Genomic DNA, 16,302 nt, shown 5'->3' on the forward strand with positions numbered 1-16,302 from the left:
TTTTTTTAATGAGTTATATAAAAGTAGCAATTGGTCTAATTGTAAATAAAAATATGGTTTATATCACTAAAGGAAAATATAAAAAAAATATATGGGAATTTCCTGGTGGAAAAGCGGAAAAAAATGAAAATATAATCCAGGCATTAAAAAGGGAATTACTAGAAGAAGTTGGAATTATAATATTAAAATTTCGTTTTTTTAAATACATTAAATATTTTTATTCCAAAAAAAAGTTAAAATTATATTTTTTTTTAATTAATCAATGGAAAGGTCGACCTTATAGTAGAGAAGGTTATTTTTATCGTTGGACATTTTTTTACGATCTAAAAACTTCTGATTTTCCACCTGCAAATTATAGTGTTATCACTTCTCTTAAAAAAACATTATTCTGTTCTAATATTTTTTATAAAAATTATAGTGATATATTTTATTAAAAAATTTTTTAAAAATAAAAAATAAATATAATATAAATAAAGTATTTTTTTAGTAAAATTTTGTTAAATAATTTTTATTTATATTTTTTGTTTTATTTTGATGATATTTATATCCTAAATATGAATAAAAATAATTTAAATAATAAATACATTGATATGTCTTCTTAATTTTATTTTTATTAAATATAATGTCATCTGACATAGAACGTCTTTCTCTTCTAGTAGCTTGTAATGAAATAATTTTTTTTGCTTCTTGCAAGCTAATCTTATCTCTTTCAACTACGCGTTTTATTTGATATTTTATAGGCGAGTCTACTAATAGAATTCTATTTGCTTTTTTTTCTAGTTTTTTTTCAAAAAGTAATGGTACTACCCACAAGCACCAAGTAGATTTTATGAGTTTTATTTCATTTTTAGTTTCTTGAAAAATTTTAGGATATAATAAGTTTTCTAACCATAACCTATGATTTTTATTATTAAATATATATTTTCGAAGTAAAAAACGGTTAATAGAGTTGTTTATATTTATTATTTTATTTCCAAATTTTTTTTTAATTGATTCTGAGACTTGAAAATTATATTTAATTATATTTTTTGCAATTATATCAGTATCAATAATATTAATACCTAGTTTTTTAAAGCTATTAGAGACAGTAGTTTTTCCACTACCAATACCTCCAGTAAGTGCTACAATATAAGTCATATTTTTGAATCTTTTAATTAATGAAGGAAATGTGTTTTTTGTAAAATTTTAATGTAGATAAAACATCTTATTTTTATTAGATGTTATATTAATATTACATATTTAAATTAGGATAGTTATATTATGCGTATTGAAGAAGACATTAAGTTAGGTTTTAAGGACGTATTAATAAGACCTAAACGTTCTACATTGAAAAGTCGTTCTCAAGTCGATCTAATTCGCAGTTTTTCTTTTAAATACTCTTCTATTGTATGGTCCGGAATTCCTATTATTGCAGCAAATATGGACACAATAGGTACTTTTCAAATGGTACAGTCTTTATCAAATTTTAATATACTGACAGCAGTACATAAATATTATTCCTTTGAAGTTTGGAAAAATTTTATTAGTTTATCTTCTAAACATGTATTAAATCATGTAATTGTATCTATTGGAACGTCTGATTCTGATTTTATTAAAATTAAAAAAATTTTTTTATTGTCTTCTGAAATAAAATATATCTGTATTGATGTAGCGAATGGTTATTCTGAACATGTAGTCTCTTTTTTAAAATTAGTACGAGATTTTTTTCCAGATAAAATTATTTGTGCAGGTAATGTTGTAACTGGAGAAATGGTAGAAGAATTAATACTTTCTGGAGCAGATATTGTTAAAGTTGGTATTGGACCAGGATCAGTATGTACTACACGAGTAAAAACTGGAGTTGGCTATCCTCAACTTTCAGCAATTATAGAATGTGCTGATGCAGCACATGGATTAGGTGGACAAATTATTAGTGATGGAGGATGTACTGTCTCTGGAGATATTGCTAAAGCATTTGGAGGAGGTGCTGATTTTGTTATGTTAGGGGGAATGTTGGCAGGTCATCAAGAGTGTTTAGGAGATATTATTGAAGAAAATTCAAAAAAATATATGTTATTTTATGGAATGAGTTCTACATCTGCAATGCAACGTTATACAGGTAAAATTGCAGGATATCGTGCTTCTGAAGGAAAAACAGTTAAAATACCATTTAGAGGTGATGTGAGTGATACAATACGTGATATTTTAGGAGGCTTACGTTCTTCATGCACTTATGTAGGTGCAGAAAAATTAAAAGAATTAACAAAAAGAACTACATTTATACGAGTTACAGAACAAGAAAATTGTATTTTTAATATTTTTAAAGAATAAAACAATTTATTTAATATTTTTTATATTTAATTAAATCAATAAAATTAATTATATTTATATATGCTTAATTTTATTGATTTTTTTTAGATATTTATAATTAATATTAAATTACGACAATAGTATATAAAAATTTTATTTTTTATTGTAATTTTTTTAGATGAAATGTTAATTTAATAATTAAATATTTAATGTATAAGGAATCTATACTATGTTAGAACGTTTATATGATGATGTGGATCCAATTGAAACCAGTGATTGGGTAGAAGCTATTGAATCTGTTATTCGTGAAGAAGGTCGTGAAAGAGCTTGTTTTTTAATCGAACAAATTTTAAAAAAGTCTAAAATAAATAAAATAGAATTTTTTAGATTTTTTTTTACTAGTGATTATATTAATACTATTAGCAGTGAAGATGAAGTGGAATATCCAGGTAATCTTATTTTAGAAAAACGTATTTGTTCAGTTATTCGTTGGAATGCTATAATGATGGTATTACGTGCTTCAAAAAAAAATTTAGAATTAGGAGGCCATTTATCATCTTTTCAATCATCTGCTACTATATATGAAGTGTGTTTTAATCATTTTTTCCGAGCTGCAAATAAACAAGATGGGGGAGATTTAGTTTATTTTCAAGGTCATATTTCTCCTGGTATTTATGCGCGTTCCTTTTTAGAAGGACGTTTATCAGAAGAACAAATTAATAATTTTAGACAAGAAGTTGATGGTAAAGGTTTATCTTCTTATCCTCATCCTAAATTAATGCCAAATTTTTGGCAATTTCCAACTGTATCTATGGGTCTAGGTCCACTTTGTTCTATTTATCAAGCAAAATTTTTAAAATATTTACAAAATAGAGAATTAAAAAATACTTCAAAACAAATAGTTTATGCTTTTTTAGGTGATGGTGAAATGGATGAACCAGAATCAAAAGGTGCTATTTCTATAGCTGTTCGTGAAAAATTAGATAATTTAATATTTATAATAAACTGTAATTTACAAAGATTAGATGGACCAGTTGTAGGTAATGGTAAAATTGTAAATGAATTAGAAAGTTTTTTTTATGGTGCAGGATGGAAAGTCATTAAAGTAATATGGGGAAGCCGATGGGATTGTTTATTAAAAAAAGATAAAACTGGAAAATTGATTCAGTTGATGAATGAAACTATTGATGGTGATTATCAAACTTTTAAATCTAAAGATGGTGCATATGTTCGTAAATATTTTTTTGGAAAATATAAAGAAACATTAAAATTAGTAGAAAATATGACGGATGAAGAAATATGGCAACTCAATAGAGGAGGACATGATTCAAAAAAAATGTTTAATGCTTTAAAAAAAGCTAAAGAAACAAAAAATAAGCCGACAGTAATTTTAGCACATACTGTTAAAGGATATGGTATGGGAATTACTGCGGAAGGTAAAAATATTGCACATCAAATAAAAAAAATAAATATGAATGGAATAATGTATATTAGAGATCGTTTTAATATTCCTGTATCAGATGAGAATATCAATGAATTACCGTATGTTACTTTTAAAAAAACATCTGAAGAATATTGTTATCTTCATTCACAACGGAAAAAATTAGGCGGCTATATTCCTTTTCGTTTATCTAAATTTACTGGTGTATTGAATTTACCAGATTTAAAAGATTTTCAATCATTATTAGAAGAGCAAAAAAAAGAAATTTCTACTACTATAGCTTTTATACGTGTTTTAAATATAATTTTAAAAAATAATTTTATAAAAGATCTTATAGTTCCTATTATTGCAGATGAAGCACGCACTTTTGGAATGGAAGGATTATTTCGAAAAATAGGTATTTATAGTTCAGGTGGTCAAAAGTATACTCCTCAGGATCGAGAGCAGTTATCTTATTATAAAGAAGAAAAAAAAGGTCAGATATTACAGGAAGGCATTAATGAATTAGGCGCTGCTGCCTCCTGGTTAGCTGCAGCTACATCTTATAGCACAAATAATTTTCCAATGATTCCTTTTTATATCTATTATTCAATATTTGGTTTTCAGAGAATAGGTGATTTATTTTGGGCTGCAGGCGATCAACAAGCAAGAGGATTTTTAATTGGAGGTACTTCAGGAAGAACGACTTTAAACGGTGAAGGATTACAACATGAAGATGGACATAGTCACATACAATCTTTAACTATTCCTAATTGTATATCTTATGATCCCTCTTTTGCTTATGAAGTTGCGGTAATTATACAAGATGGATTGAGACGTATGTATGGTCCTGAACAGGAAAATATATATTATTATATTACAACAATAAATGAAAATTATTATATGCCAGCTATGCCTAAAAATGTAGAGAAAGGTATTTGTAAAGGTATTTATAAATTAAAAACTTTATTTGGCACTACTTCTTTACAAGTGCAATTGATAGGTTCTGGTGCTATTTTACGTTCTATTTGCGAAGCTGCTGAAATTTTATTAAAAGAATATTTTATTACAACTGATATATATAGTGTTACTTCTTTTACAGAATTAGCTAGAAATGGTGAAGATTGTGAAAGATGGAACATGCTTAATCCAAATAAAAAAAATAAAATACCATATGTTAAAAGAATTATGAATGATAATCCTGCTGTTGCTGCTACTGATTATATGAAATTGTTTGCTGAACAAATTCGTCCTTATATTCCAGCAAAAAAATATTATGTATTAGGTACTGATGGTTTTGGTCGTTCTGATAGTCGTGATAAATTACGTAATCATTTTGAAGTGAATGCTTACTATATAGTAGTAGCTGCTTTAAATTTATTATCAGAATTAAAGAATATTCAAAAAAAAGTAGTAGAAGATGCAATTATTAAATTTAATATTAATCCTAGTAAAATCAATCCGCGTTTGTCTTAAGAGGTAAAAACAGTGGATATTGAAGTTAAAATACCTGACATTGGTTTAGATGAAGTAGAAATAATAGAGATATTAGTAAAAATTGATGAAAAAGTAAAAATAGATCAAGGATTAATTACTGTAGAAGGAGAAAAAGCTTCTATGGAGATACCATCTCCTATATCTGGTATAGTGAAAAAAATTCATGTAAAAATTGGTGAGAAAGTGCAAACTTCTTCCACTATAATGACTTGTACTATTGATGATACTGATATTAATACAGAGAAAAATAATGAAAATTTTTTAAAAAAAGAAATTAATTTATCAAATGACGATGTTTTTTTAGAACCTAAAAAAAATATTTTTGTACATGCTACTCCAGTTGTAAGACGTTTAGCTCGAAATTTAAATGTCAATTTATATAATGTCACTGGTACTGGTCCTAAAAAACGTATTTTAAAAGAAGATGTAGAGTTATATAAAAATGATTGTATAACTAATTTTTTAAAAGAAAACAATCAAACAAACTTCAATAATTCTAATTCGTTAATAACAGAAGAAATAGAATTAAGTAGTCTTCAAAAAATTACTGGAAATAATTTACATAAAAATTGGATGAATATTCCTCATGTTACACAATTTGATGAAGTTAATATTACTATATTAGAAAAATTTCGTCAAAAATACAATTTTGAACATACAAATAAAAATAATAAAATTACAATATTAGTTTTTATAATTAAAGTAGTTGCTGCTGCATTAGAAAAATTTCCTATTTTTAATAGTTCTTTTAATGTTAATAATAAAAAACTTATTCTTAAAAAATATATTAACATAGGTATTGCTGTAGATGTAGGCGATGGATTATTAGTTCCTGTCTTAAAAAATATTAATCAAAAAAATATTCAACAAATATCTGATGAACTAATATTAATATCAGAAAAAGCACGTACACGAAAGTTAAATGCATCAGATACGACTAAAGGATGTTTCACAATATCTAATTTAGGAGGAATCGGAGGTACTTGGTTTTCACCTATTATTAATTCCCCTGAAGTTGCAATTTTAGGTGTTTCTAAATCTCAAATTAAACCATTATGGAATGGTAAAGAATTTGTTCCAGCTTTAATGTTACCATTATCTTTATCTTATGATCATCGTATAATAAATGGTGCTGATGCAGCACGTTTTATTACATTTGTTAACAAACTATTATCTGATATGCATTTTTTAGTTATGTAGTTTTTATGATTACTATTTTTTATAAGCGAGGTTATAATGGATCAAAAAATTCATACTCAAATTGTAATTATTGGTTCAGGTCCGGCAGGTTATTCTGCAGCTTTTCGTTGCGCTGATTTAGGTTTAGATGTCTTGTTGATAGAAAGATATAATACTTTAGGAGGTGTATGTTTAAATGTTGGTTGTATTCCTTCAAAATCATTGTTACATATAGCTAAAGTAATTAAAGAAGCAAAAGAATTAGATGATTTAGGTGTTTCTTTTAATAAACCATTAATTAATATTCGAAAAATAAAAAACTGGAAAGAAAGTATTATAAAAAGATTAACTGATGGTTTATCTCATATGAGAAAAAAAAGAGGAATAAAAATCATTGAAGGAAATGCTAGTTTTAATACTGAGAATAGTCTTCTAGTAAAAAATAAAGAAAGTCAATTTCTTGTTTATTTTAAAAATGCTATTATTGCAACAGGTTCTCATCCAATTAAAATTCCTTCAATATCTTATGATGATGAAAGAATATGGGATTCAACTGATGCGTTGTTATTAAAAAAAATACCTGATCGTTTTTTGATTATAGGAAGTGGAATTATTGGTTTAGAAATGGCGACAATATATAGTTCATTAGGTTCTCAAGTTGATGTTATTGATCGTTTTAAAGATTTTTTGCCTTTAGTAGATAAAGATATTGCTAATATATATGTAAAGTCTATTAATAAGAGATTTAACTTACTTTTAAATACTCATTTAAATGAAATAAAAGTAACAAAAGATCAATTAATAATTAGAATGACACAAGATGATATAGAAAAAAAAGATTTGTATTATGATGCTGTATTAATAGCTATTGGAAGAATGCCTAATATTAGTGGTTTAGGATTAGAAAGTATTGGAATTAAAATAAATAATTTTGGATTTATTGAAGTTAATAAACAGTTACAAACAAATATATCTCATATTTATGCTATTGGTGATGTTACAGGTCCTCCTATGTTAGCTCATAAAGGTGTGCATGAAGGTCATATTGCAGCAGAAGTTATTTCTGGCAAAAATCATTTTTTTGAACCTCAAGTAATCCCATCTATTGCATATACAGAACCAGAAATTGCCTGGGTAGGACTAAATGAAAAGCAAGCAAAAAAACAAAATATAAATTATGAAGTTGCTTCTTTCCCATGGAGTGCGTCTGGTAGAGCTATGGCTTCTAATTCTAGTACAGGAATGACTAAATTAATTTTTAACAAGATTAATAATAAAATTATTGGTGGTGCTATTGTTGGAACTAATGCAGGAGAATTAATTGGTGAAGTAAGTTTAGCTATCGAAATGGGCTGTGATGCTGAAGATCTTGCCTTAACTATACATGCTCATCCTACTTTATATGAATCTATTGGTTTATGCGCTGAAGTTTATCAAGGCACAGTTACAGATCTATTAAATATAAAATTTAAAAAATAATTATTTTTTGTTTTATTGTTTATGGAATAATTCTTTATATAAACAAAAGATTATAGAATGTAATTTCTATAATCTTTTCTTTAATAAAAAATTATTCCATAAGATTTGTTAAAGTAATTATTTTTTTAAATATCAAAAATATAGTTAAAAATTTTATCTCTACATGAATATCTAAAAATTCAATTCCTGTATAGGCAAGTTTCTACCATAATATATTTCTCGCATTTCCCTCCATAATAAATTTATTATATGAGACTGTTCTTCTTTTACTAAATCTTCTAAATGAATATTAAATAAATAATTCTTTAAATGAAATTCTTTTAATAACATACGAGTATGAAAAATATTTTCTTGATATACGTTAACATCAACCATATCGTACATTGATTTTATATCATTAGACATAAAATTTTGAATAGAACTTATTTCATGATCAATAAAGTGTTTTATACCATGAATATCCCGAGTAAATCCCCTAACACGATACTCGATAGTTACTATATCTGATTCTAATTGATGTATAAGATAATTAAGTGCATTCAGAGGAGAAATAATTCCACAGGTTGAAACTTCAATATCAGCTCGAAAAGTACAAATTCCACTTTGAGGATGACTTTCTGGATATGTATGTACACATATATGACTTTTATCTAAATGAGCAAGTACAGACGATGATACAATATTTTTGTTTAAAACATTGATTTTATTTAAATTAATAGGTTCTTCACAGACTAAAATAGTTACACTTGCACCTTGAGGTTCATAATCTTGATGAAAGATGTTTAAAACATTTGCTCCAATAATTGAACAAGTTTTTTTTAAAATTTTAGTTAACCGAATAGCATTATATTGTTCATCAATATAAGAAATATAACTATGACGTGAATCATTAGTATTCGCATAGCAAATATCATAGATACAAAAACTTAGGCTTTTAGTTAAATTATTAAAACCATGTAATTTTAGTTTTTGCAATTTAATTACTCTCCTATAAAAGGATTTTAACTTTTGTCTAATGCATTAAGAATATATTGAGGTAAACAAAAACTGCTTATATGAATTTTGGCATTATAGTAATTAAAAGCTAGTTTTGTATATTTTATGCGTGATTTTAGGTTTTCAAGACTATTTTTATATAATTCTATATTATTAGTACCCCAAGCAAACATCATGATTCCTCCATAATAACTAGGAATAGTAGCTTGATAAAATTTTACGTCATGAAAATATTTTTTAAGGTTTTTATAAGTAAGAATAGTTTCTTGTTTTTGAAGAAAAAAAACACCATTTTGCGCTACAAAAACACCATTTTCATTAAGACAGTTTTTACAATTAAAATAAAATTCTGAGCGAAATAAATTTTTTCCGTGATTAATAGGATCAGTGGAATCTGATATTATTAAATCGAATTTTTCTTTTGTTGTTTTTGTGAAATTAAAAGCATCATCGATAATTAATTCTAAACGAGAATCCTGATAAGCTTTGTTATTATGAAGAGGAAAATATTCTTGACATAAACGAATAATATTACTATCAATTTCAACCATTGTAATATGTTTGATATTTTTATGTTTACATACTTCTCTTAGTATACCTCCGTCACCTCCTCCTATGATTAAAACATTTTCTACTAGTCCATGAGCAAATATGGGAACATGAGTAAGCATTTCATGATATATAAATTCATCTTTTTCAGTTGTTTGTACAATATCATCTATGGCCATAACTTTACCAAATATAGAATTTTCAAAAATTATCACTTGATGATATTTAGTTTTTTTTTTATATAACAATTTATCAATTAAAAAATATTGTCCAATATGACAATAAAGTTTTTCATTCCATGTTTTTTGATCAGCCATGGTTGTATTTATGTATCCTATAAAAATATAACGTTATAGATTTTTTTGCGGTTGATAAAAAATTACGAATATATTGAAATAATAGATTTTTTTAGATTTTTTAAAAGAAGGAAAATAATTTTATAAAAATATATTACTTTTTTATAATTAATCTTATTTTTTCTAAAATAAATTTTTTAATGCGTATTTAAAAATATTATTTCTTATAATATATTTTTTTCATAAAAAAATTCTATTAAAAATAATATAGTTATTGATTAAATTCATTCTAGATCATTGATATTTTCTATAATTGTTTTTAAAAATCTCGCAGATTGCAAAGACGCAATTGAAATATTTTTATTAAAGTTTACAGTAGCATTTTGATCAGATAAATCAGATATAGATTTGACAATAAAAAGAGGAATTTTAAATTGATAACAAACTTGAGCAATTGCAGCAGATTCCATTTCAACAGCTATTGCAGAAGAAAAATTTTTTTTTAGTTTTTTTATTAACAATCCACCCCTTATAAATTTATCTCCACTAATAATCAGTCCTGTTGTAAATTTTAAATTATTTTGAATGTATTTTTTTTTAAAAAAACTAAAAATATTTTTATTAACTATAAATTTTTTTGGATATCTAGGTACTTGTCCTATAGCATATCCAAAATTTGTCAGATCTACATCGTAATAACATATTTCTTTAGGAAGAACAATATCTCCTATTTTTAACAATGAGTTTAAACTACCAGCAGAACCACTATTAATAATAATATCAGGTTTATATAAATTAATAAGAATCATAGTAGAAATACTAGCAGAAACTTTTCCAATTCCTGATTGTATTAAAAAAATATTATTTTTTCTAAATTTTCCTGTAGATAATATATAGTTTTTATGTTTTTTCTCTATGCATGTATGCATCATTGTTTTTATCATATTTACTTCTTCAAGCATTGCACCTATTATTCCAATTTTCATTTTGATATAATTTAAATTTAATTAGAGTACATGATAGAAAAAAATAATATAATTTATTATTGTTTAAATACTAAATGATGAACCGCATCCACATGTATTTTTTGCATTTGGATTAGATACTATAAATTTAGAACCTTCTAGATTTTCTAAATAATCTATCTGTCCACCATATAAATATTGTAAACTAATAGGATCAATAATTAATGAAACATCTGATTGAGTAATTATAATATCATCTTTATTTATTTTTTCGTCAAAAATAAATTGATATTGGAAACCACTACATCCACCACCAGTTATGTATATTCTTAATTTTAAATTATAATTATTTTTTATTATGATAAGATCTTTTATTTTTTTTGCTGCTGTATCTGTAAAATTAAGATAATTTTTAGATTTTTTTTTCATCTTTTTAAATTCTCAAAATATTTTTAAAAATAAATTTTTTCATTTTAATTTTATCATAAATAAATATTTTTGAAATATTTTATATCTATTTTATTTTATATACAATCTAGTCCGTGCGCCGATACATGATTTTATCTTTATTGGCGCAGGCTATTAAATTAAATACAATAATATTGTTAATGAGTATGTAATACACTAATATAAAATATATTAATAAATTTAAAAAATTAATCTGCTTTTTTACGTAGAAAAGATGGAATATCTAAATATTCTGGTTCTTTGTTTTTTTTGTTTTCTTTATCTATTATTTCTTTTTTTATATTTTTTGGATCGATTTTTTTCGGAGAAATATTTAAATATTGATAACGATAATCCATTAATATTTCTCTAGAAGATTTATTTTTTATTTTATTAATATCTTCTCCTAAGTTTTTTTCTATTCCAATACCCGTTGCGACAACAGTCACTCTAAGACTATCGTTCATATCTGGATCTAAAGAGGTTCCTATAACAACAGTCGCGTTATCGGAAGAAAAAGATCTAATAGTATTTCCAACTGTTTCAAATTCATCTAATCTTAAATCAAAACCTGCAGTAATATTGACTAATACACCACGCGCACCAGATAAATCTATATCTTCTAATAAAGGACTAGATATTGCTATTTCTGAAGCTTCTTCTGCACGATTTTCTCCTGAAGAAATACCAGTTCCCATCATAGCATAGCCCATTTCTACCATTACTGTGCGTACATCAGCGAAATCTACATTCATTAAACCAGGACGTGTAATTAATTCAGCAATCCCTTGTACGGCTCCTTTTAAAACATTATTAGCTGCACTAAAAGCATCAAGTAGAGATATTCCTCGACTAAGAACTTTTAATAATTTATCATTAGGAATAGTAATTAAAGAATCTACATATTTTGATAATTCAACAATACCTTGTTCAGCAACAATCATTCTTTTTTTGCCTTCAAAATTAAAAGGTTTTGTTACTACTGCTACTGTTAAAATTCCTAATTCTTTAGCAATTTCTGCTACTACAGGCGCAGCTCCCGTTCCTGTTCCTCCACCCATACCAGCCGCTATAAAAACCATATCAGAACCATCTAATGCAGATTTTAATAATTCTTTGTCTTCTTCTGCTGAAGTTCGTCCAATTTCGGGGTTAGCTCCAGCACCTAATCCTTTAGTGATATTATTACCTATTTGTATAGTTTGTTCTACTTCTATTTTTTTTAATGCTTGTGCATCAGTATTAACAGCAAAAAACTCAACACCTTCAATATGTTCTCTTACCATGTGTTCTACTGCATTTCCACCGCCACCCCCTACACCAATTACTTTTATTATTGCGTTATTACTTAATTCTACAGGTTCAAACATAATTTATTTCCGTAATAGATCTTTATTTTATAAGGTTTTAAGTAGAGTTTATTTTTAAAATTCTTTTTTAAACCAATAGTTAATTTTTTGAAACCATTTTTCAATAAAAGAATTTTCTTTTTGTTTTTTATTAACATTAATATAAAGTTCTTTTCCATAATGCAATAAACCGACTACGGTTGCATAATTTGGTTCCATTATATCTTCTATTAATCCTGATATGTTTAAAGGCTTGGCAATTCGTACTTTTTTATGAAATACTTTTTCTGCACATTCAGTCAGAAATGCAATATTTGACCCACCTCCAGTAAGTACTATACCACTTAATAAATCATGTTTTTCTCCATTTTTATAAAGTTTTTTTTGTATAGATAAAATATTATTTTTAACTAAAGATAACAATTCAATATATCTTGATTCAATTACTTCTATTAATGCATCTTGTTGTAAATTTTTTTGAAAATTTCCATTTATATGAGAACAATCAATATTTTTTGATTCACCTAAAATTGGCTTGATTGCAGATCCATATTTGATTTTCATATTTTCTGCATCAGTATAAGAAGTACTAAAAGCATATGAGATATCACGAGTTACAATATTACCTCCATATGGAATTACTTGACTATATTGTATAGCATCATCAATATAGACAGTGAAATCTATTGTTCCTCCACCGATATCAATCATACAAACACCAAGTTGACGTTCATCTTTAGTTAAAACAGCTTTACTAGAAGCCAGTCCTGAAAAAATAACTTGATCAACTTTTAAATCACATTTTTCTACTGCTTTAATGATATTTTTAGACATATTTTCATGACAAGTAATCAAATGAGCTTTTACTTGCATACGTACTCCGGATAAACCTATAGGATTTTTGATTCCAGATTGTTGGTCAATAGAATATTCTTTTGGAATGACATGTAAAATATGATGTTCATTGAGAATTTTAACAGATTTTGCAGTATGGATTACATTTTCTACATCTTCTTTTGTCACTTCATCTTCAGAAATTGGAACTATACCGATTTCATTTTGACAATTGATATATTTATTAGATAAAGATAAGTATACAGAAGTAATTTGACAATCAGCCATTATTTCAGCTTTATTAATTGATTCTTGTATACATGAAACTACTGTATTAAGATCATTGATTCTTCCTTTATTGATTCCTTTAGATATACAAGTTCCATATCCGATAATTTTAATTGTGCTATCTATTAATATTTCTCCTACCAAAGTGACAACTTTAGTAGTACCAATTTCTAATCCGACTACTAATTTTCTATCTTTTGATATAATCATTGTTCTTTGGCCTGTACTATATTACTTTAATTGTTTCTTTTTTAAATAAAATCTAATTTTATTTTTTGATACTTATTTTTATTTAAATGTTTTTTCTGTATCAAAAAATTAATTGCTCATCTTTAAAATTAATAATACCAATTCGTCAAATGATATTCCTACTTCTTTTGCTGCTATTGGTACTAAACTACGATTTGTCATTCCAGGTATAGTATTAACTTCTAATAACCAAAATTTTTTCTTTTGATCTAATATTACATCAATTCTACCACATCCACTACATCCTAATATTTTCCATGCAGAAATTGCTATTTCTTTTAATTTATTCTCTTCTATTATATTTAATCCACTTGGACAAAAATATTCGGTAGAAAGAGATTTGTATTTAGCATTGTAATCATAGAAATTATTTTTTGTTACAATATGAATAGAAGGTAATACTTGTTCTCCAAGAATAGAAATTGTATATTCTTGTCCTTTGACAAATTTTTCAATTAAAACATGATTATCATATTTAAAAGCTATATCGATAGCATCGTGAATATTTTTTATATTAGAAACAAATGTAATACCAATGCTAGATCCTTGATTATTTGGTTTAACTAAAACAGGGAAACCTAGTTGTGAGACTTTTTCCATTGCAAGAGAGTATGAAGATTCTTTCATATTATTTTTTATATAAACATCAGGTACTATTGGAAGATGGACAGACTTCCATAATAATTTAGTTCTAAATTTATCTATAGAGACTGATGAAGACATAATGCCACTTCCTGTATAAGGAATCTTTAAATATTCTAGAACACCTTGAATACTACCATCTTCACCACCTTTTCCATGTAATGCAATATATGCTTTATCAAAACCTTCTTTTGCTAGTTTTATCATTGAGTAATCAGATATATCAATTGGATATGCTTGAAAGCCAGATTTTAACAAACTTTCAAGAATAGCACGACCTGATTTTATTGATATTCTTCTTTCAGAAGAAGTTCCACCTAATAAAACTGCTATTTTTTTATTCATTTTATCACTTTTTATATTATTTTTTTTTAATTAATATTTTAGATATTATTTGATCTATATTTCCTGCTCCTTGTATTAAAATAATATTTTTTTTATTTAATTTAGAAACAAGAGTATCTAATATCAAGTTATTATCTACAATTAAAGTGGCATGAGTTGTCCTTTTTTTTTGTATGTCTCGACATAGTGACAAGCTATCTGCTCCAGGAATAAATTTTTCATTCGCAGAATATACATTTAATATTAAGAGAACGTCAACTTTAGATAAAGTATTAACAAAATCATTATATAAATGATATGTTCTTGTATACCGATGAGGTTGAAATATCATTATTAAATTTTTATTTGGCCAACTGATTCTAATTGTCTTAATAGTTTCGTGTAATTCTGTAGGATGATGTCCATAATCATTTATTAACATAACACTAGTGTTTTTTCTAATATTGTTTTTAATTTTAAAAGAACCAAGATATTCAAATCTTCTATAAGTACCTTGAAAGTTTTTTAATGCTTCAATAATATCTGAATTTTTTATACCTTGGCTAATGGCTAAAGCGGTAGCAGCTGCTGAATTTAGAGCATTATGTTTACCAGGAATGTTTAATTTGATATTTAATTGAGTTTTATTTTTTATAATTAATTGAAAATATCCAAAAAAAGAACGTTGTTGATATCGGAAAATACGAACATCTGCTTTTTCATTAAATCCATATGTTATGACTTGACATTTGATTTCATTTAAAATTTCACAAATAGTATGATCATCTATACATATTATAGCAATTCCATATAATGGAATTTTATTTAAAAAACTAAGAAAAGTTTGCTTTAATTTTTGAAAATTATTTTTGTAGTAATCCATATGATCAGCTTCAATATTAGTTATAATTCCTATTGTTGGATTTAAACATAAAAAAGAAGCATCACTTTCATCTGCTTCAACAATAAAGTAACAAGAGGTACCAAGTTCTGCAGAAGAGTTTGTAGATTTTATTAATCCTCCGTTAATAAAAGTTGGACTTAATCCACTTTTGTTGTATATATCTACGATCATGGAAGTAGTAGTAGTTTTTCCATGTGTTCCAGAAATAGCTATACCAAATTTAAATTGCATTAATATTTGTAGCATCTCAGCTCTTAATAATATAGGAATATTATATTTTTTAGCTGCAATTAACTCTTTATTATTTTCTTGAATAGCACTAGATTTAATTATAAAATCAGCATTTTTAATATTTTTTACAGAATGCTGGAAATATATAATTGCTCCTAATTGAATTAATTTTTTTGTAATTGAATTTTGTAATAAGTCAGAACCACTTATGTTATATCCTAATTTTAATAAAATTAAAGCAATTCCTCCCATTCCTATTCCGCCTATTCCAATAAAATGAATATTTTTATTTTTTTTTTATCAGGAATGAAAAAGTTTGTTTTTTTTATATTTTTAATACTCATGATTTCTTCTTTTTATTGAG

At 25.6% G+C, this 16,302-nt stretch carries 13 protein-coding genes and 1 pseudogene; 5 read left to right on the plus strand and 9 right to left on the minus strand.

The annotated features are described in order from the left end of the window. Positions 1-8: 8 nt before the first annotated feature. The gene (gene mutT / locus BUMPG002_RS01020; RefSeq protein ID WP_025368846.1) at positions 9-434 is read left to right on the plus strand and encodes an 8-oxo-dGTP diphosphatase MutT; all 426 of its coding nucleotides are present in this window, start codon (positions 9-11) and stop codon (positions 432-434) included. Between the two features lie 49 nt (positions 435-483). Here mutT and coaE read toward each other — a convergent pair whose 3' ends face one another. Then, entirely contained in the window at positions 484-1,137 is a 654-nt protein-coding gene (gene coaE / locus BUMPG002_RS01025) for a dephospho-CoA kinase (RefSeq protein WP_025368847.1), read from the minus strand. Positions 1,138-1,260: 123 nt separating this feature from the next. On the opposite strand from coaE, the gene BUMPG002_RS01030 reads away from it, so the two are divergent. From BUMPG002_RS01030 to lpdA, 4 genes are all read left to right on the plus strand, one after another. Next, complete coding sequence (locus BUMPG002_RS01030) at positions 1,261-2,310, plus strand: GMP reductase (protein ID WP_025368848.1); 1,050 nt, start codon at positions 1,261-1,263, stop codon at positions 2,308-2,310. 208 nt (positions 2,311-2,518) lie between these two features. Continuing rightward, positions 2,519-5,185: a pyruvate dehydrogenase (acetyl-transferring), homodimeric type gene (gene aceE / locus BUMPG002_RS01035; RefSeq protein WP_025404221.1), complete on the plus strand. Its 2,667-nt coding sequence runs from the start codon at positions 2,519-2,521 to the stop codon at positions 5,183-5,185. Positions 5,186-5,197: 12 nt separating this feature from the next. Next, entirely contained in the window at positions 5,198-6,406 is a 1,209-nt protein-coding gene (locus BUMPG002_RS01040) for a 2-oxo acid dehydrogenase subunit E2 (protein ID WP_075629951.1), read from the plus strand. Between the two features lie 36 nt (positions 6,407-6,442). Beyond that, a complete protein-coding gene (gene lpdA, locus BUMPG002_RS01045) occupies positions 6,443-7,864 on the plus strand; it encodes a dihydrolipoyl dehydrogenase (protein ID WP_025368851.1) in 1,422 nt (473 codons plus the stop codon). Positions 7,865-8,035: 171 nt separating this feature from the next. On the opposite strand, the gene speD is transcribed toward lpdA, so the two are convergent. The 8 genes and pseudogenes from speD to murC form a co-directional block, all read right to left on the minus strand. After that, complete coding sequence (speD, locus tag BUMPG002_RS01050; RefSeq protein WP_025368852.1) at positions 8,036-8,839, minus strand: adenosylmethionine decarboxylase; 804 nt, start codon at positions 8,837-8,839, stop codon at positions 8,036-8,038. 26 nt (positions 8,840-8,865) lie between these two features. Further along, positions 8,866-9,726 (minus strand): polyamine aminopropyltransferase, encoded by an 861-nt coding sequence (gene speE, locus BUMPG002_RS01055; RefSeq protein ID WP_025368853.1) that lies wholly within the window; start codon positions 9,724-9,726, stop codon positions 8,866-8,868. Positions 9,727-9,989: 263 nt separating this feature from the next. After that, the gene (locus BUMPG002_RS01060; RefSeq protein ID WP_025368854.1) at positions 9,990-10,691 is read right to left on the minus strand and encodes a 5'-methylthioadenosine/adenosylhomocysteine nucleosidase; all 702 of its coding nucleotides are present in this window, start codon (positions 10,689-10,691) and stop codon (positions 9,990-9,992) included. Between the two features lie 63 nt (positions 10,692-10,754). Beyond that, the gene (gene erpA / locus BUMPG002_RS01065; RefSeq protein WP_025368855.1) at positions 10,755-11,099 is read right to left on the minus strand and encodes an iron-sulfur cluster insertion protein ErpA; all 345 of its coding nucleotides are present in this window, start codon (positions 11,097-11,099) and stop codon (positions 10,755-10,757) included. Positions 11,100-11,326: 227 nt separating this feature from the next. Further along, positions 11,327-12,487 carry a cell division protein FtsZ gene (ftsZ, locus tag BUMPG002_RS01070; RefSeq protein WP_025368856.1) on the minus strand — a complete coding sequence of 387 codons (1,161 nt, stop codon included), beginning with the start codon at positions 12,485-12,487 and terminating at the stop codon, positions 11,327-11,329. Positions 12,488-12,541: 54 nt separating this feature from the next. Further along, a complete protein-coding gene (ftsA, locus tag BUMPG002_RS01075; RefSeq protein ID WP_025368857.1) occupies positions 12,542-13,798 on the minus strand; it encodes a cell division protein FtsA in 1,257 nt (418 codons plus the stop codon). Between the two features lie 108 nt (positions 13,799-13,906). Continuing rightward, the gene (locus BUMPG002_RS01080) at positions 13,907-14,824 is read right to left on the minus strand and encodes a D-alanine--D-alanine ligase (protein WP_025368858.1); all 918 of its coding nucleotides are present in this window, start codon (positions 14,822-14,824) and stop codon (positions 13,907-13,909) included. Positions 14,825-14,840: 16 nt separating this feature from the next. Continuing rightward, positions 14,841-16,282 (minus strand): annotated as a pseudogene (murC, locus tag BUMPG002_RS01085) (UDP-N-acetylmuramate--L-alanine ligase). Positions 16,283-16,302 lie beyond the last annotated feature (20 nt).

The organism is Buchnera aphidicola str. G002 (Myzus persicae) (assembly GCF_000521565.1).
In the GTDB taxonomy this organism is placed as follows: Bacteria; Pseudomonadota; Gammaproteobacteria; order Enterobacterales; family Enterobacteriaceae; genus Buchnera; species Buchnera aphidicola_C.